13 protein-coding genes are annotated in these 17,240 nt (G+C 41.8%); 6 read left to right on the forward strand and 7 right to left on the reverse strand.

Going from position 1 to position 17,240, the window contains the following annotated elements; translation table 11 throughout:
• Positions 1-37 precede the first annotated feature (37 nt).
• Positions 38-1,597 (forward strand): MFS transporter, encoded by a 1,560-nt coding sequence (locus tag AB6735_RS20495; protein WP_370997916.1) that lies wholly within the window; start codon positions 38-40, stop codon positions 1,595-1,597.
• Here AB6735_RS20495 and AB6735_RS20500 read toward each other — a convergent pair.
• Complete coding sequence (locus AB6735_RS20500) at positions 1,592-4,159, reverse strand: M1 family metallopeptidase (RefSeq protein WP_370997917.1); 2,568 nt, start codon at positions 4,157-4,159, stop codon at positions 1,592-1,594. The two genes, AB6735_RS20495 and AB6735_RS20500, sit on opposite strands and share 6 nt — an antisense overlap.
• A 66-nt stretch (positions 4,160-4,225) precedes the next feature.
• The gene (locus AB6735_RS20505; protein WP_370997918.1) at positions 4,226-5,080 is read right to left on the reverse strand and encodes a LysR family transcriptional regulator; all 855 of its coding nucleotides are present in this window, start codon (positions 5,078-5,080) and stop codon (positions 4,226-4,228) included.
• 179 nt (positions 5,081-5,259) lie between these two features.
• Here AB6735_RS20505 and AB6735_RS20510 point away from each other — a divergent pair, with 179 nt between their 5' ends.
• The 4 genes from AB6735_RS20510 to AB6735_RS20525 all read left to right on the forward strand — a co-directional run bounded on the left by AB6735_RS20510 (position 5,260) and on the right by AB6735_RS20525 (position 7,604).
• Positions 5,260-6,129 (forward strand): alpha/beta fold hydrolase, encoded by an 870-nt coding sequence (locus tag AB6735_RS20510; protein ID WP_370997920.1) that lies wholly within the window; start codon positions 5,260-5,262, stop codon positions 6,127-6,129.
• 146 nt (positions 6,130-6,275) lie between these two features.
• Complete coding sequence (locus AB6735_RS20515; protein ID WP_370997921.1) at positions 6,276-6,497, forward strand: hypothetical protein; 222 nt, start codon at positions 6,276-6,278, stop codon at positions 6,495-6,497.
• A gap of 206 nt (positions 6,498-6,703) precedes the next feature.
• The gene (locus AB6735_RS20520; RefSeq protein ID WP_370997922.1) at positions 6,704-7,180 is read left to right on the forward strand and encodes a VOC family protein; all 477 of its coding nucleotides are present in this window, start codon (positions 6,704-6,706) and stop codon (positions 7,178-7,180) included.
• 31 nt (positions 7,181-7,211) lie between these two features.
• Entirely contained in the window at positions 7,212-7,604 is a 393-nt protein-coding gene (locus AB6735_RS20525; RefSeq protein ID WP_370997923.1) for an iron chaperone, read from the forward strand.
• A gap of 51 nt (positions 7,605-7,655) precedes the next feature.
• Here AB6735_RS20525 and AB6735_RS20530 read toward each other — a convergent pair whose 3' ends face one another.
• On the reverse strand, positions 7,656-7,844 hold the full coding sequence (locus tag AB6735_RS20530; RefSeq protein WP_370997924.1) for a hypothetical protein: 189 nt from the start codon (positions 7,842-7,844) through the stop codon (positions 7,656-7,658).
• A 157-nt stretch (positions 7,845-8,001) separates the two neighbouring features.
• Positions 8,002-9,729 (reverse strand): glycoside hydrolase family 9 protein, encoded by a 1,728-nt coding sequence (locus AB6735_RS20535; protein WP_370997925.1) that lies wholly within the window; start codon positions 9,727-9,729, stop codon positions 8,002-8,004.
• 440 nt (positions 9,730-10,169) lie between these two features.
• Here AB6735_RS20535 and AB6735_RS20540 point away from each other — a divergent pair, with 440 nt between their 5' ends.
• Positions 10,170-10,511, forward strand: a complete 342-nt coding sequence (locus tag AB6735_RS20540) for a hypothetical protein (RefSeq protein ID WP_370997927.1) — start codon at positions 10,170-10,172, stop codon at positions 10,509-10,511.
• Between the two features lie 34 nt (positions 10,512-10,545).
• Here the strand turns inward: AB6735_RS20540 and AB6735_RS20545 are convergent, their stop codons facing one another.
• From AB6735_RS20545 to AB6735_RS20555, 3 genes are all read right to left on the reverse strand, one after another.
• On the reverse strand, positions 10,546-12,264 hold the full coding sequence (locus tag AB6735_RS20545) for a beta-N-acetylhexosaminidase (protein ID WP_370997928.1): 1,719 nt from the start codon (positions 12,262-12,264) through the stop codon (positions 10,546-10,548).
• Positions 12,265-12,469: 205 nt separating this feature from the next.
• Entirely contained in the window at positions 12,470-13,891 is a 1,422-nt protein-coding gene (locus tag AB6735_RS20550; RefSeq protein ID WP_370997929.1) for an efflux transporter outer membrane subunit, read from the reverse strand.
• A gap of 136 nt (positions 13,892-14,027) precedes the next feature.
• The gene (locus AB6735_RS20555; RefSeq protein WP_370997930.1) at positions 14,028-17,225 is read right to left on the reverse strand and encodes an efflux RND transporter permease subunit; all 3,198 of its coding nucleotides are present in this window, start codon (positions 17,223-17,225) and stop codon (positions 14,028-14,030) included.
• Positions 17,226-17,240: the final 15 nt, after the last annotated feature.

Genomic DNA, 17,240 nt, shown 5'->3' on the forward strand with positions numbered 1-17,240 from the left:
GCCATTTGTTACATTTACATATACATTAACCTATTTTATGTCAACAGTATCCCTGGGCAGTTCTGCAGGCAAATGGATCATGGTATCGTCGATTATGGCTTCGGCTATGGCTTTTATTGATGGTACGGCACTAAATGTAGTGTTGCCATCGTTGCAGCAAAGCCTGAATGCAACTGGTACTGATCTTTTTTGGATTCTGAATGCTTATTTGTTGATGCTGGCCGCGCTTATCATGATCGGTGGGGCCCTGGGCGACAAACTTGGTCGAAAAAAGATCTTCATGGTTGGGATTTTCATTTTTATCGTCGGCTCGGCTACCTGTGGCTTTGCGCCTGATGTTAAAGTGTTGATCGCCTGCCGGATGTTGCAAGGTATCGGCGGCGCGCTGATGATACCCGGTAGTTTATCCCTGATCTCGTCATCTATTGATGAAAAAGAACGGGGCAAAGCTATCGGTACGTGGTCGGCTTTTACTACAGTGGTTACTTTGGGCGGGCCAATTTTAGGAGGAACTTTTGGCGATGCCGGTTTGTGGCGCTATATATTTTTCATCAACGTTCCGATTGGCATTGTGGCGCTTTTGATCTTGTGGCTTAAGGTAAAGGAAAGCCGCGATGAAGATGCCGATCACGCCATTGATTTTCCAGGAGCTGTTTCTATCGCATTGGGTCTGGCTGCGCTTACCTTTGGTTTTTTGCGGGCACCGGTAATGGGTTTTGTTCACTGGCAGGTTTATGTCTCTTTAACCGCAGGTACCCTATTACTGGCCGCTTTTCTGCTTATTGAAAGTAAAAGCAGTCACCCGATGATGCCTTTAAAATTGTTCAGTAATATGACGTTCAGTGGTGTTAACCTGCTTACCTTTTTCCTGTATGCCGGTCTTAGCGCGGCCATGTTGTTTCTTTCGCTGAACCTGGTGCAGGCGCAGGGTTATAGTCAGCTGCAATCCGGACTTACCTTTCTGCCATTTACAATACTGATGATCGTGATGGCCCGCATTGCGGGAGGTATCGCAGATAAACACGGGCCACGCTTGTTATTGATAGGCGGCCCTGCCACAACTGGTGTTGGTTTGCTCATCTTATCCTTTGTGAAACAAACTAATGGCCCGGCAGATTACTGGACCACTTTTTTTCCGGGCGTCATTGTTTTCGGTACAGGCATGTCATTTACCGTGGCTCCGCTTACAGCCGCGGTTATGGGTTCGGTAAGTGACCATTTTTCGGGAACAGCATCCGGGGTAAACAATGCCACCTCGCGTATCGCCAATGTCTTCGCTAATGCGATTTTGGGCGCGTTGGCGGTTCTGTTTTTCACGGGGGCATTGCAGCAGGACATCCAGCACATTCCCTTAAATGGGAAACAAAAGCAAGTGGTTATGGCACAAGCCACCAATCTGGGCGATGCTAAAGTGCCGGCGGGTTTCAATGATCATGATCAGCAAATTATAAAAAAGCTATACCGCGACGGTTTTATCAGTGTTTATGCCAGGGTGATGCAGCTATCCGCCTTACTTGCTTTTTTAGGCGCCTTAATGTCATTCCTGTTTATCAAGAATAATACGGTAAAAAAAGGTAAATCACCCGATGCTTCATAACAACTTTTGCGCCCTTAACAAGTTATCGGTATTCTGGAGTATTTTTGCTTTTAGCTTTGGATTGTAGTTGGGGTGCGCGTTTAAAAAATCATTGACAACTTTAGCGGCCTGCTTATCCTGATAGTAACCAAACACAGCCTGCAACCATGATTGTGGGAAAAAGATATCCCCGGTTCTTTGGATCTCCTCCACCATCTCCAGGCTTTTCGACAGGTATTTCTCTGATGTTTTTTGCCTTAGCGGATGATGCAGATACACCAAAGCCGTGGTTACCCAAGCCTCTTTTTGCCGGTTCTTAATGTCCTGTAAACTATTGAAAAAACGGTCTCTTTCCTGCTCATCTTGTGAGAGGGCCGGAATTAAAAACTCCAATCGTTTTTTACGGTCTGCATTGGTTATCCTTGTCTCCTGCATCTGTAATACACCAGCTACCGAGTCACTTTTTAAGGCTATACTTAGCGCCAGGGAGGTATAATCGTCTTCATTTAACTTTACACCTACCGGTGGTTTTTGCTGCTGCCAAATGGTATAGATATTCTTATTAGCAGCTCCCGTTAAATAAACATCCTGATAGGCACGGAACAACACTTTTTTATTATTAGGTTTTTCCTGCTGTTGTAATGCCGACCATAAACTATTCTCCAGTTCAGCAGCCATAGCATTACGAACGGCAGGCTTGATAAATTCCCAGTAAATATTACCTATGTAACCAGTTAGTAGCCTCAGATTGGTCTCTTCCTTTTCTAAAGCTAATCCTTTCGAAAAAATGTTCAGCAATTCTTGTGATTTAAAGTAGCGGCCGGCTAACATGTTTTCATAAGCTGATATATATAACGAGGCCCTTTGTAAAGGGTTATTGATCCGGAATAAACTATCAGCAATCCGCTTATCTACCGGGAACAAGCCATATCCTATCCCGTTTGAATTAAATATCGTGTACAATGGCTTATCAAGGCCTACCGCTTCTTTCAGGTCGATACTGGCGCCTTTCATATTCACAGTTATATTTTTAGTATGGGATGGGTAAACCAGGATTACATTGAACGATTGCGGCCAAACACGCATTGCGCCAAACTCCGGGTACTGGGTGATCTTAAACGAGCTAATCTTATCGCCTGTATAATTGATCTTTTCGTCAAACACAGGTCGGCCGGGCTGATTTACCCAAACTTTATTCCAGGTGTACAGGTCGGCAGTAGTATGCTTGCTTAAAATGGCGATCAGATCATTCCAGGTGGCATTGCTATAGGCATATTTTTTAAGATACTCTTGTATGCCCTGTCTGAATTTTTCTTTTCCCATCAGCAGTTCCAGTTGCTGCATCATGATAGGTGCCTTGTGATAAATGATATTCCCATACAGCGAACCCGCGTCTTTCAAATTATCCAGATCCTGCCGGATGGGGTTGGCGCCTTGTGTTCGATCGATACTATAAGCCGCCGGGTAATGATCCTGCAGGAATTTCAGATCAAAGGTTTCACTGCCCATCAGTTTTTCGGTTATCTTATCGGCCATAAAATTGGCAAATACCTCTTTCATCCATACATCATTGAACCATTGCATAGTTACCATATCACCAAACCACATATGCGCGGTTTCATGCGAGAACAGATTTGATCGCGCAATGATCATATCTTTTGTTGCCCCATCATCCAGAAATACCGCCGAAGCTTTATACTGCACCTCGCCCGGGTGTTCCATGCCGCCAAATTGAAAATCGGGTATGGCTATAAAACCTATTTTTTGAAAGGGGAATGGAATGCCCGTCCAGGTTTGTAAAAAGTCAATCGCATCTTTATGGGCTGTAAAAGTTGGGGCAATACTTAGTTTGATCTTGGCGGTATCCGTTTCACGGTATAAAAACTCTGCCTTTCTATCGCCTATAAGCTGTTTAACAACATTGAATCTCCCCGCCGCAAATGAAAACAGATAAGTGCTCAGCTTGTCCGACTTGTTAAATCTGTACGTTGTTCTCCCACTCCGGCTTAGAGAATCAATAATAATCCCATTGGCTAATGCCTTCCATCCTGCCGGCACGGTGAGCGTGAGCAGGTAATTAGCCTTCAGATCGGGTTGATCAAAGCAGGCAAAAACTGTTCGGGCTCGGTCGGGTACAAATAAAGCGTACAAATAATCGTCGTTGCGGTTAAGGGATTGATCGCCGGTAGTAAACTGAAGCGAAATCATATTTTTACCTTTACGAAGGAATGCCGGTGCTATCAGTAAATGTTCCTGTTCCTGCTTAACAGGAATCTGTTTGTTATTCACCTGTATAGCATGAACTTTACCCGAATTTTGCTTCAAATCAAGCTGTAAAGGCTGATCGATATGCTTTAAAACCAGGCTAATTGACTCTCTTGCTTCAATACCTTTATTTTTATCGGCGGGAATATCAAAACTAAGCGTGTATTGAAGGTTACTGATCACCGAGCGCCGGTACCGGGCCAATGCCAATGACACACCCGGTTCAACTACCGGCGCACTTACTTGTGCATAAGCTATTACAGCATTAAAAATCAGCAGAAACAAGATAGTACCGCGAGCGTATATTTTAAATATCATAGGGAAAATGTAACAGCCTGAAAGCAGGGTCATCAAATTTATAAAATTGAACCCGGTTGTTTATGATTAAAACGAATCCATAAATACTTTCAGGGCATTTGACTGAGGCAGATCTTTTCGATAAGTAATCAATGTAGTCAGTTGGCCCTGGTCACCATCGATAGGATATGTTTTTATTTTCCGGTTGTAATACATCTGGCTGAACAGTTCTTCAGGCATAATGGTGATACCTATCCCTGCCTCCACAAAATTCACTATTCCTTCCAGCGTATTGAGTACGGTGCACTGGTAATTAAAGATCCCCTGGATTTTCAACCATTCTTCCAGCTTAGGGCGATAGCTGCATCCTACATCAAAAACAACAATTTTTACCTGGCCTTTTTTGATGTATTCTGGCAGATCGGGATAATTTTCGGCGGTCGCGATAGCCAGCTTTTCTTCTTTAATGAGATGTACACCCAATTCAGGTGAAATAACCGGGGCAGCCACAAAGGCGGCATCAAGCTTATAATTCAACACATCATTAATCAAACTCATAGAATTATCAGCCCTGAAACTCAACGTCACATCGGGGTATTTATCGGTAAATTCCCTTATCACACCCGGCACTTTAAGTGCCATTGTAGTTTCAATACAACCAATTTTAAGCGAACCGGACAATTTATGAACATCCGATAATTCTTGTTTTAAAGTTTCGGTTAAATGATTTAATCGCTTACAGTACTGGATAAAGATCTCTCCCGCCGACGTGAGTTCTACCGTGCGCGATGTCCGTTTTAATAACTGCACATTAAATTCTTCTTCCAGGCTTTTTATCCGTGCGGTCACATTTGATTGTACCGTGAACATCGCCTCAGCAGCCTTGGTAAAATTACCATGCGTGGCAACCGCTTCAAATATTTTAAGGTCATTACTATTCATAAATCACTTTTTATGATGTTTTATATTATTATTAATCGTTTTTAACAATCAAATGTACGGTATAAATTTGAACTATGAAATCAATCACTCAAACAAAATGGCAGTTAATGTTACTGCTTTTCCTGTCCGGAGTTTTATCCGCACATGCTCAACAAATGAATACAATAAAAAACAATCAAATGAAAACTACAGCCCTCCATTACAATTACGTTAAGACAAACGATTTGAATATTTTTTACCGGGAAGCCGGCCCAAAAGATGCGCCGGTTATCCTGCTGCTGCACGGGTACCCTACATCATCATTTATGTTTCGTAAACTGATACCTGTACTGGCTGCCCAATACCACGTAATTGCTCCAGACCTGCCTGGTTTTGGTTACACAGAATCTCCTGATCCTGCTCAATATCATTACACTTTTGACAACCTGGCCAAAGCCATGCAAGGCTTTATAGATAATTTAAAGCTCAAACGCTTCGCGGTATATATTTTTGATTATGGCGCTCCTACCGGTCTTCGCTTAGCGTTGGCTAATCCCGAAAAAATAACCGGCATTATATCACAAAACGGTAATGCTTATGAAGAAGGATTAGGTAATGCCTGGACCCCTATACAAAAGTATTGGAAAGATGAATCACCTGAAAACCGCAACACGTTGAAAGAGTTTACCTCATCAAAAATGGTTAAATTTCAATATCAGACCGGTGTAGCGGATACGTCACTGATCGAGCCGGAGGCATATCTTGTTGATCAGCATTTTTTGGATCTGCCGGGGCATTTGGATATTCAGCTTGACCTGATGCTTGATTATCGCAGCAATGTGGCGCTTTATCCAAAATTCCAGGCTTATTTCAGGGATAAGAAGCCGAAGCTACTGGCTGTATGGGGCAAAAACGACCCCTTCTTTTTACCTGCCGGAGCCGAAGCCTATAAAAGAGATAACCCGAACGCAAAAGTGAAATTTTATGATACCGGCCATTTTGCATTGGAAACCCATGCACAGGAAATCGGTGCGGATATTTTGGAATTCATGAAAGATCTTCCTAAATAAACAGGACAACAGGATATAACCAATTACATGGTTTACTATATAAAGGCTTAATTTATCAACTTTAAGTTAGTTTTTTAAGCGAAGTGGTGTTGGTTGATTGCATTAAAGTTTATACATTTGCTGCATTACAGTTTCACATCAAAAACATGAAAAGAATATTAGGGCTTTTAATCACAACAATAGGTATATTAGTAATAGGTGGTTTCTTTGTTTTCACACCCAACCACGCTTTTAACCCTGCCGATTCTGTTAGCGGCGTTCAAGCTTCTGCCGGAATCGTTTATGGCGGCTTTATTACTTTTGGTATTGGCATGGTTATGTTTATATCAACCTTGCCATACGCTGGTGAAAAATCAAAAAATTCCTAATCGGATATAAATTTCTTTTTCGATATACAAAGGGCGGTCCATTAACAGACCGCCCTTTGCTTTTTAAGCATATTCCACAATACGCAATTCCCCCCGCATATTGTCATATTCACCCCCTTTTTAAAAGGATAGCTTCAGGTAACTTTGGTATAACAAAATAAGCCAACAGCGTAAATTATTTTAAAACAAATTAAGGAGAGTACATTATGCAAAAGATCACAACATGCCTTTGGTTCGACGGTAAAGTTGAAGAGGCGATTAACTTTTATACTTCGATATTCAAAAACTCAAAAACCTTAGACATCACCTATTATGGTGAAGGACACCCGCAAATGAATGGAGATATACTGGTTGCCCGGTTTTTATTGGCTGGTCAGGAATTCATGATTCTAAACGGCGGACCTGGGTTTAAGTTCAATGAGGCTATATCACTATCTATCGCTTGCGAAACACAGGAAGAGATAGATTATTACTGGGACGCCTTACTTGCCGATGGCGGACAAGAGAGCCAATGCGGCTGGCTTAAAGACAAGTTCGGCCTGTCATGGCAGGTAAGTCCTATAGAAATTGAAGAAATGTTGCGCGATAAAGACCCTAAAAAGGCAAACAATGTAATGATGGCCATGATGAAAATGGTTAAAATTGATATCCAGACATTGCGCGACGCCTATGCGCAAGCCTGATAGATAAATCAATTCGTTATATTTATCTGTTATGAGAGGTTCTGATTTTCCGCCACCACGTAATGCCGATGAATACATTGGGCAACAACCCGCAGCATTCAGGCCTGCGCTTGAAGAGCTAAGGCACATCATATTAACTACGGTACCACAGGCAACAGAAGTTATAAGCTACCAGTTGCCTTGTTACAAGTATCATTATATGCTGGTAGGGATTGGTACAAACAAAAAGTATTGCAGCTTTTATACCATGAGTCCAGGCCTGGTAAAATCAATGCAGGAGAATCTTAAAGGCGTAAAAGTGTCTGGTTCAACACTCCATTTTGCGCCGGACGAACCCCTGCCTGTTGACCTCATCAAAAAGATCATAACAGAGCGGATGATCCAGAACGAGGTATTGGCTTTATCCAAAAAAAGTAAAAAGTAGTTTTCTTCTCTCAAGCGCTGTAACAGTGCTTGAGAGATATTTTTTCTTTCCTTAATCAACTTGGGCCTGATCATCGGTTTCGATCACTTCCAAACCTCCCCTTTCATTTACGCCATATTTCGAAAAAGTTTTAGCGCTTTGAGGCTGATCGGGTATGTTTTCTCGCCGCCTGGAAGGGCCGCGGAATGGTAATATCAGGATACAGAGAAAAATGCAGACCTTCATGATAGCTATCAGCATAACATTGATTTTGGCACGACTTAAACCGCCGCATTACAGCATAATAAAGCACATGATTGGTTGGGCTTTGCAGATATTTAGCCGCGGTTGATTAGTCCTGGCTAATGACGGCTAAGATAAAAAAATGATGAATAATTATGAAATTTGTTCCTCAATGTTATTCGGGCTGTGCCATGGCCGTAATGGCTTGCAGGAACCAGGCCGCGTGCGGCAGCCATTGTTCTGTCCACCGCCATTCGTTGCCCTTGTCTTCTGTTTTAAAATCAATACCACTACCATCCGGGTTACCTTCTTTGCCGGTAATCCCGTTGGATATTCCGCCTTTACCTGATCCATGACCAAAGCTTGAGCTCATATAAGGCACATTATTTTTACCAAACTGATACATAAAACACATAGAATATGGGTTGCAGCCTAAGATCCAGGATAACTGATCAGAGGCGTAAACGGCAAGATCTTTTTTTACACCCCAGCCTCCCTTTTGCGGGTAAACCAAACGACCACCTACTATTGCGGCGGTAGCTAATGATCCTAACCGCGCATTTTCGCCCTGCCACCACCAGCCGGTCTCGTTTTCATGCGGCATAAAGAAGCCATCTTTTGTTTGATCGCCCAGGCGAAAAGTTTGACGGGCATAGCCAAATGGATTACTCACCTCATTGGTCACCCGCAGGTTGTAATCGAGAGCCTTCTTAATAACAGTTAGTGCTGCGGTTCTTTCGGTCTGCTCTTTTTCCTTACGTAGATAACGGCATAAAGCAATTATAGGTAAACCGGCATCAGATGCATGCCAAAATGGGCGCCCCTGATCATTACTGATAAAATAACCGGCAGGACTAATCCGCTTTTCGATATTCTTTGCCCGTTTGCGGGCCTCTTCATGGTAAAACGAACTATCGGTAGCTATCCAAAGTTCGGTAGCCGCCATCAAAGCACAATAATCGTCAATAATGTTTTCCTTACCATCATCATCGTACTTGGTATTATTTATCAACAAATGGGCAAAGGCACGTTTAGCCGCGGCCAGATATTCGGCCGATTTATAGTCGCCGTCTTTTTTTAAAGTGGAGATGCGTGCCAGGGCAGCTATACCCATGCCCCCGCCTTCGCGAAAAGCACATTGATATTCATCGGTTGTTACACTGTTAGCCCTCAACCCTACTATGCGGCGCGCTTTGGGGTCTTTACTAAAATAGCTAAAAACGGTCATATAAAAATAGCCTTCTTTAGATAGCGAACGCATGATGTAATCAGCGCCCCATAAGGCTTCATTGACCATACTGTCATCAACATGAAGCTGATGTAATAAGCCTGGTACGGTTTGCACCGCGTTCACCATTGACCAGGTAACCAGCGGAATTTGCTGCGGCGACATATAATTGGCATAAGCCAGGTGCGAAAAGTATTTACTTACATCGCCAGAGGCATCGCACCAGCCACCGTGTACATCCACCGTTTTGTTGCTACCAAAAAGGATCACGGCTTTATCAACATCAAGCTCGGTGGGTGTATTAGCTCTTTGCTTATTATAATAATTAATGATAGATGGAAGCGTATTTACAGCAAGCGCGTTCTCACTTATCTCAAAACCATCAGAATGATAAGACTTACCGTTTACGCTGATACTTATTTTATACTTACCGCTTTGTTTAAATGACGAAAAATCTGCCTGATAAAAAAAGGCTCCCTTAACCCAATCATTAATTTGTTGAGGACCTTTTAGCGTACCTGTAAAAACAGATTTCCCTGATAAATTAATCAGGTTAAATGATAACCCGCTTAATTTAATATCGTTACGGATAACCGCTGTTTTTGCTCCCCGCACATCAAAAGCAACCTGGTTAATATAAATTACAGGTGCCGCTTTACCAATAAAAGTAAGCACGATTAAAAAACAAGTGAATAATGCTTTGAATTTGGAGATGCAGTTCATTTTTTTGAAGACAAAAGTTTATATGTGCAAATTACAAATTAATATTCCCCTGAATTTTAAATTGAAGGTCATTTACCCCTATATTACTTCTACAGCAGGCTAATCAATACCCCAACAACATATCAAATAACCGATCATACTGAATTTTCTTCATGAGAAATATTGAGCCTGAACTTTATTGAATAATATAAGTCCTTTACACATTAATTTACTTAGCTTTGAAAAATCATGCGGTAACATTATGGAGAGCCTGCCGCTCACAGTTACCTTTAATTTAACAAACAATAGTTTTAAATAAATAGGATCAGGAAATATTGCCTGTTCTTATAATCGTTTTAATGCCCTTGTAGTATAATACCTCACAAGGGTTTCATTTTTTATAGAAGCATAGTATGGAAGAAAGAAAGTTTTTAGCTACCTGGCAAAGGTATATGCCGGTTATTCGTTTGCATTTGAAGAAAAGCCTGAATGAGGATCAGCAGTTTAAATTGAATATAACAGATTTTGAATCGGCGGGTGGCCGTAGCAAAACAGGGTATACTTTTAATATCAGTATGGAAAATGGTAAAGTGACCAATAACATCAGCGGCTCGCCTGTAGCCCGGGACCTGTACGAAGCCATCAGAACCGACGAAGCAGTGAAAGCCTTACTACAGGATAAAAACGTTAAAATAAGTGTAGGCAAATCATTTATGCTGACCATAAAAACAACCCATCTTTCTACTTACAGATAGGTTTTAAATAGGCAAAAAGGAAATAACCGGTTGGTTATTTCCTTTTTTTATGGGATCTTTTCGAACTTTTATGACCCTTTTTTGAGCTGGCATGTTTATTATGGCTTATTTTCCCATGCCTTCTTTTTGAAGCATGACGAACGTACGACCGCGCTTTGACCAACTTAATGCGTGGCACAAAATCAACAACCTCGGGGTGAAGAGATGGTTCAAACGGATTGTAATAGTAAATACCGGCAGCATCGTAATTTTTAAAATCGGCCTTTAATTTATCTGCAAATACCAGTTCGTTTTTTTGTTCAGGTAAAGTCCATGCAGCCTCGGCAAGCCCGGCTATTCGCGGGAAAAGCATAAAATCCAACCGCTTTTCCGATTCAATGGTTTCTGTCCAGATATTAGCCTGTACGCCTACAATAAGTTTTGAATTTAGCTCATCAGCAGGCACTTGCCTGTCTGGGAAATTATAAACATCTGTTACCCTGTTAAATACCCCATTCCAATTCCTGCCGGCAACAAGGCCGGTGTCCTGCAAAAAATCAAAATAAAGAGGTAAACGTGGGCAAAGCACTACCTGGTAATTTTTCTGAAGCGCCAGATGCAGCTGGCCGGGAAGATTTTGCCGCCACCAAAAAATAATGGTTTTATCAGGGGGCAAGCTCCCTCCCGTAGCTTCATCCCAAGCCAGTATTTTGCTATTCAGGCTGGTAACGGTATCCGCCATCCGCTTAAAAAAGTATTGCTCCAATTGGTTAACACCATCAAAACTCTTTTTCTGCATCATACGCGCAATAGCGGTATCCAACGACCAGGCCTTAACACCATAAGCAACTTCATCACCACCCAAATGGATCATATGTGCCGGGAATAATGAATTGGTTTCCTTAATAATATCGGCCAGGTATTGGTAGGTGTTTTCATTGGCGGGGTTAAAGGTAAAATTGGGATAGCCGGCCACACTCCCGCCAGTATATTCCGGATATGCCCTGTTGGCGGCAGTTGCATGTCCGGGCATATCAATTTCTGGTATTACTGTGATAAACCGTTGCCCTGCATAAGCCACAATTTCGCGAATATCATTTTGGGTATAATACTCTGCTTCGGCAGATGTATCGCTGTAATTGCCCATACCACCTATGGTTGTCAGCTTAGGATATTTTTTTATCTCGATGCGCCAGCCCTGCACATCAGTCAGGTGCCAGTGAAACTTATTTAGTTTATAATAAGCCATCCAATCAAGCAGTTGCTTTACCTTCTCTTTGCCAAAAAAATGCCTTGCCTCATCAAGCATAAGCCCACGCCATTGGTAACGTGGCGCATCTGTTATCTTACATGCTTGCAAACAGATATTTTTGTCATTATCTGCCTGCTGATCTTTTATCAGTTGCAGTAACGACATTAATCCATAAAAAACACCCTCTTTATTTGATGATGAAACCGTAATATGCTCCGGTGTGATATTTAAAGTATAAGCCCCGATTGTTTGCTGGTTGCTGCTTAATTTAAGGTCGATTAAACTTCCGGAGCCATTAACATTTTGTACAAGCGCTACACTTTTTGCTTTATGTACCTCTTTTTGGAAATAACTAACCAAAGCTAATAAGGAAGTATCAGCAGTACCGACGGTGGTGCTATTATTTAAATAAAATTGACCTTCCTGCCTGTTAACCAACTGAGGTTGTGGGATGATGTTCAGGTTTTGAGCCCTTCCATAGGCAGCAATCAGAAGAAAGACTATTAATAGTTTAAATTTCATTCAATAAAAAGTTCAAATCAATCCGGGTGCCGCTATGATAGTAAAAATTCGGCTATTTTAAGATAATTTATTTACAATAACCGGCGCTCAGGCAAACTTTATTGAACCGCGCTTCAGTACATGTTCTTTTATAGGTTCTTTTATAAAATAAAAGGCGACTCTGTTTTGGAGAGCCGCCTTTTATCATTTTATATTTGGGTTGTATTTATTTCCAACCACCGCCCACTGAGCGGTATAGGTCTGACACAGCATTTAAACGTGCATTTTTTACAGTTGCCAGATCAAGTTCGCTTTGCAATACATTGCTTTGAGCAGTGATTACTTCCAGGTAAGTTGCTTGTCCGTTTTTAAACAATAGGTTAGCATTGCTGGTAGCTTTTTGCAATGTGCTCACACGATCAGCAATAATGCCTTGTTGTGTTTTCAGCTTTTCAATTTTCACCAAAGCGTCAGATACTTCACCAACAGCATTTAAAACAGACTGCCGGAACTGTAAAACAGTTTTTTCGCGATCAACCAGTGCAACTTTGTACTGGGTTTTTAATTGCCTGTGCTGTAATAATGGCTGAGCCACCGCACCAGCCACGGTACCAAACAAAGAGGCAGGTATGGTAAACCAGTTGCTGGCTTTAAAGGTATTTAAACCACCGGTACCGGTAATAGTAAGCGAAGGATACATGTTAGCTTGTGCTATACCTACGTTTGCATTGGCAATGGTTAAGGCTAATTCTGCACTCTTCACATCTGGTCTGCGACTTACTACAGCCGATGGCACACCAGCCGATAGATTTTCAGGTATGGCAACCTCTTCTAAACGAACAGTACGTTCAACCCTGTCAGGAAGTGAGCCGGTTAATATTTTGATGGCATTTTCCTGAATAGCGATATTCTGTTCAAACCCTGGAACTAATTGAGCTGCGGATAAACGTTGTGCTTCAGCTTGTTGTACTGCTAATAATGTAGCTTGACCTGCATCAAACTGTAAACGGATAATTCGCAAAGTGCTGTCATTAAGCTTTACATTCTTTTGTGCTATAGCCAACTGATCATCCAGCATCAGCAGGTTATAATAACCTTGTGATACACTGGCCACAATATTAGTTTGGAGCAATTTTTTAGCTTCGGCTGTTTGAAGGTACGATGCCAGTGCCGATCTGCTTTGATTGCGGATCTTGCCCCAAATATCTGCTTCCCAGGTTAATCCAAGGTTTGCATTATAATCTTCAACATGCTTAGTACCAATGTTATACTGTGCAATACTTAGTCCTGTTATACTATTATTTGAAGGGCGGTTGGTATTAGCTGTTACGTTTAAGTTAAGCTCAGGAACGTAGTTCCATTTTACCTGCTTAAACAGTAACTGCGAAGCTTCGATGTTTTTAACAGCTATCTGCATATCGTAATTTTTAGCGATAGCGCTATCAATCAGTTTTTGCAGTGTAGCGTCGGTAAAAAAGCTCTTCCATTGTATATCGGCAATGCTGCTGGTATCGCTGGTATTGGCTGCGTTTCTGAAATTAGCAGGCAGCTCTGCTTTTGGAGTAGCCACATCCTTTGATACTTTACAGGCGCTTATAAAGGCAGCCATTAGTATTAAAAAGGAGTATGGATTTATATATCGTTTCATCCGAATAATTATTGAATTAGTGATTTCGTGAATTAATGATTTTCATTTTTAGTATCAAGCATCATGATTTCTCAAGCGCCGTATTCACGGTTATTAAAAAATCCTGATACTTAATACTCACTACTTGATACTAAAATTAATTTTTTGCCAGTTCAAGGTCCGTTACATGAACATCTTTACCATTATTACCTGCCGGTGCTTTAGGTGCTCCTGAAACTTTTTCCTGCAGATACTGGAATATCACAAACAGTACCGGTATGATGAATAAACCCAGGATTACACCTGAAAGCATACCACCTGCTGCACCTATACTGATGGAGTGGTTACCTTGTGCAGATGGGCCAGTAGCAATACTCATCGGGAACAAACCGAACACGAAAGCCAGTGAAGTCATGATGATAGGCCTTATCCTTAAGCGTGCTGCTTCTATGGCCGACTCAACCAAAGTATGACCCGCCCTTCGCCGTTGTACCGCGTATTCCACAATAAGGATGGCGTTTTTGGCTAACAGACCAATGAGCATGATCAGGGCTACCTGTACATAGATATTGTTTTCGATACCGGTTAAACCTAATACCACAAACACGCCAAATATACCTGTAGGGATTGAAAGTATTACCGCCAATGGCAGAATATAGCTTTCATACTGTGCTGACAATAAGAAGTATACAAATATCAAACAAAGCATAAATATCACAGCTGATTGTCCGCCTGAGGAAATTTCCTCACGTGTTTGACCAGAGAACTCATAAGCATAACCATTTGGCAATTGTTCTTTAGCTGTTTCCTCTATCGCCTTAATGGCATCACCAGAGCTGAAGCCCGGTTTAGGGATAGCCTGAACCTCGATAGAGTTAAACAGGTTATAACGGGAAGCAGTTTCTGAACCGTAAACACGGGTTAATTTAACGAGTGTGTTAATAGGTACTGTTTCTCCTGCCTTGTTTTTAACAAACACGCGGTCAATAGATGCGGGGTCGGTCCTGTCGGCAATATCAGCCTGAACTATCACACGATAATATTTACCAAAGCGGTTAAAGTCTGAAGCTTGTGCTGTACCAAAGTAAGCCTGCATAGTTGATAAAATGTCTCTGACACTTACCCCTAACTGATTAGCCTTTTCATCATTAACTTCTAACTGTAATTGAGGATAATTGGCTTTATAGGAGGTAAAGGCATAAGCAATTGCCGGTTTTGCCATCAGCTTTCCAATAAAGTTATTGGCTACGCCGCTAAATTTATCCAATCTGCCATTGGTTCTATCCTGTAACTGTACGTCCATGGCCTCTACGTTACTAAATCCGGGAACAGTTGGGAAACTGAATACGAAGAAAGTACCGCTTGGTATGCCGGCTAATTTCCCTCTTATTATATTTTGTATATCATCAATATTCTTAACGGCCCCTCTGTCTTTATTAGGTTTTAACAGCAGGAAGATCTGACCTGCCGATGGACTGTTGGATAACGTTAAAAAGTTAAAGCCAGATAATGCCATCACAAATCTTGCTGAAGGCAAAGCTCTCAACTCTTTTTCTGCCTGATTAATGATTTTGCTGGTATTGGCCAATGATGTTCCGGATGGTGTTGAAACAGCGATAGCCACAAAGCCCTGATCCTCGGTTGGAATAAAGCCTGTTTTTGTTCTGTTTACCAGGACAATTGTAGCAACAACTATTAATGCAAGTCCGGCCATACTGATCCATTTATTACGGATAAGGATCTTTAGAGCCCCAACGTATTTGGTGGTCATGTAATTGAACCCGCCGTTAAAGCCTGCGTAGAATTTATCAACAAAGCTTTTCTTAGGTGCTTCGTGGCCATCTGCGGTATGCTTATTCTTTAAAAATAAAGCAGCCAAAGCAGGGCTCAGTGTTAACGCGTTTACAGCCGATATAATAATAGCGATAGCCATTGTTAATGCAAACTGCCTGTAAAATATACCCGTTGAGCCGGTCATAAAGCTAACCGGTAAAAACACAGCGGCCATAACCAATGTAATAGATATAATTGCGCCGCTAATTTCGTGCATAGCCTCGGTAGTTGCCTCTTTTGGGGTAAGGCTCGGGTCATGCTCCATTTTAGCGTGTACCGCCTCCACCACCACAATCGCGTCATCCACCACAATACCGATGGCCAGTACAAGAGCGAATAAGGTTAAAAGGTTAACAGAGAAACCAAAGAGGTTCATGAAGAAGAAGGTACCAATAATGGCAACCGGAACCGCTATAGCCGGGATCAATGTTGACCTGAAATCTTGCAGGAATATAAATACTACAATAAATACCAGTATAAAAGCTTCTACCAATGTATGCTCAACCTGGTCAATTGACTCATCAAGATCGGTTTTGGTACGATAAAACTGGTTGTATTTGATACCTGCCGGGAAATCCTTTGATAATTTTACCATCAACTTATCAATGGCAATCTGGATTTCGTTGGCGTTTGAACCCGACAATTGTATAATACCAATAGTAATACCTTCAAACCCGTTTAAACGGTTCACACTGCTATAGCTATATGCACCCAGTTCAACACGTGCTACATCTTTTAAACGTAACACAGAACCATCCGCATTTGCACGGATAGCGATATTTTGATATTCCTCTGGCGTGGTAAGCTTACCTTTATATTTAATTACATACTCAAATGCTTCATTACTGCGCTCACCTAATCTACCAGGCGCTGCTTCCAGGTTTTTGTCCTGTATGGCTGCCATCACTTCGGCGGGTGTAATTTTGTAAGTTGCCAATTGAGCAGGATTTAACCAAACACGCATGGAGTAATCCTTAATACCACCAAATACACTGGCAGAACCTACGCCCGGAATACGTTTGATCTCGGGAATAATATTGATCTGCGCATAGTTATTTACAAAGGTCGCGTCATATTTTTTTGGATCTTCTGAGTAAATACCCATAGCTCCAATAAAGCTATTTTGTTGTTTGGTAGTAGTTATACCATATTGTACAACTTCTGCGGGTAACTGGCTTGTTGCTTGTGAAACACGGTTTTGAACGTTCACCGCTGCCTGATCGGGGTTGGTGCCTTGTTGAAAGTAAACCGTGATGCCCAATGTACCATCATTACTGGCGGTGGAAGTCATGTACGTCATGTTTTCCACACCATTAATTGCTTCTTCCAATGACGGGGTCACGGAACGTAAAATAGTCTCGGCATTAGCGCCCGGATACACAGCTGAAACCAATACCGACGGAGGTGCGATATTTGGAAACCGCTCTAAGGGCAATTTTGTTAAACCAAGCACACCAACTATCACCAATAATATGGAGATAACAGTTGAGAGTACCGGTCTTTCTATAAATTTCTGAAACATGACTTTAAAGTTTAA

Source organism: Mucilaginibacter sp. RCC_168 (assembly GCF_041355315.1).
Taxonomy (GTDB): domain Bacteria; phylum Bacteroidota; class Bacteroidia; order Sphingobacteriales; family Sphingobacteriaceae; genus Mucilaginibacter.

Coding starts and splice junctions, on each gene's coding strand:
- AB6735_RS20495 (WP_370997916.1), top strand. CDS start 38: ATGTCAACAGTATCCCTGGGCAGTTCTGCAGGCAAATGGATCATGGTA.
- AB6735_RS20500 (WP_370997917.1), bottom strand. CDS start 4,159: ATGATATTTAAAATATACGCTCGCGGTACTATCTTGTTTCTGCTGATT.
- AB6735_RS20505 (WP_370997918.1), bottom strand. CDS start 5,080: ATGAATAGTAATGACCTTAAAATATTTGAAGCGGTTGCCACGCATGGT.
- AB6735_RS20510 (WP_370997920.1), top strand. CDS start 5,260: ATGAAAACTACAGCCCTCCATTACAATTACGTTAAGACAAACGATTTG.
- AB6735_RS20515 (WP_370997921.1), top strand. CDS start 6,276: ATGAAAAGAATATTAGGGCTTTTAATCACAACAATAGGTATATTAGTA.
- AB6735_RS20520 (WP_370997922.1), top strand. CDS start 6,704: ATGCAAAAGATCACAACATGCCTTTGGTTCGACGGTAAAGTTGAAGAG.
- AB6735_RS20525 (WP_370997923.1), top strand. CDS start 7,212: ATGAGAGGTTCTGATTTTCCGCCACCACGTAATGCCGATGAATACATT.
- AB6735_RS20530 (WP_370997924.1), bottom strand. CDS start 7,844: ATGCTGATAGCTATCATGAAGGTCTGCATTTTTCTCTGTATCCTGATA.
- AB6735_RS20540 (WP_370997927.1), top strand. CDS start 10,170: ATGGAAGAAAGAAAGTTTTTAGCTACCTGGCAAAGGTATATGCCGGTT.
- AB6735_RS20545 (WP_370997928.1), bottom strand. CDS start 12,264: ATGAAATTTAAACTATTAATAGTCTTTCTTCTGATTGCTGCCTATGGA.
- AB6735_RS20550 (WP_370997929.1), bottom strand. CDS start 13,891: ATGAAACGATATATAAATCCATACTCCTTTTTAATACTAATGGCTGCC.
- AB6735_RS20555 (WP_370997930.1), bottom strand. CDS start 17,225: ATGTTTCAGAAATTTATAGAAAGACCGGTACTCTCAACTGTTATCTCC.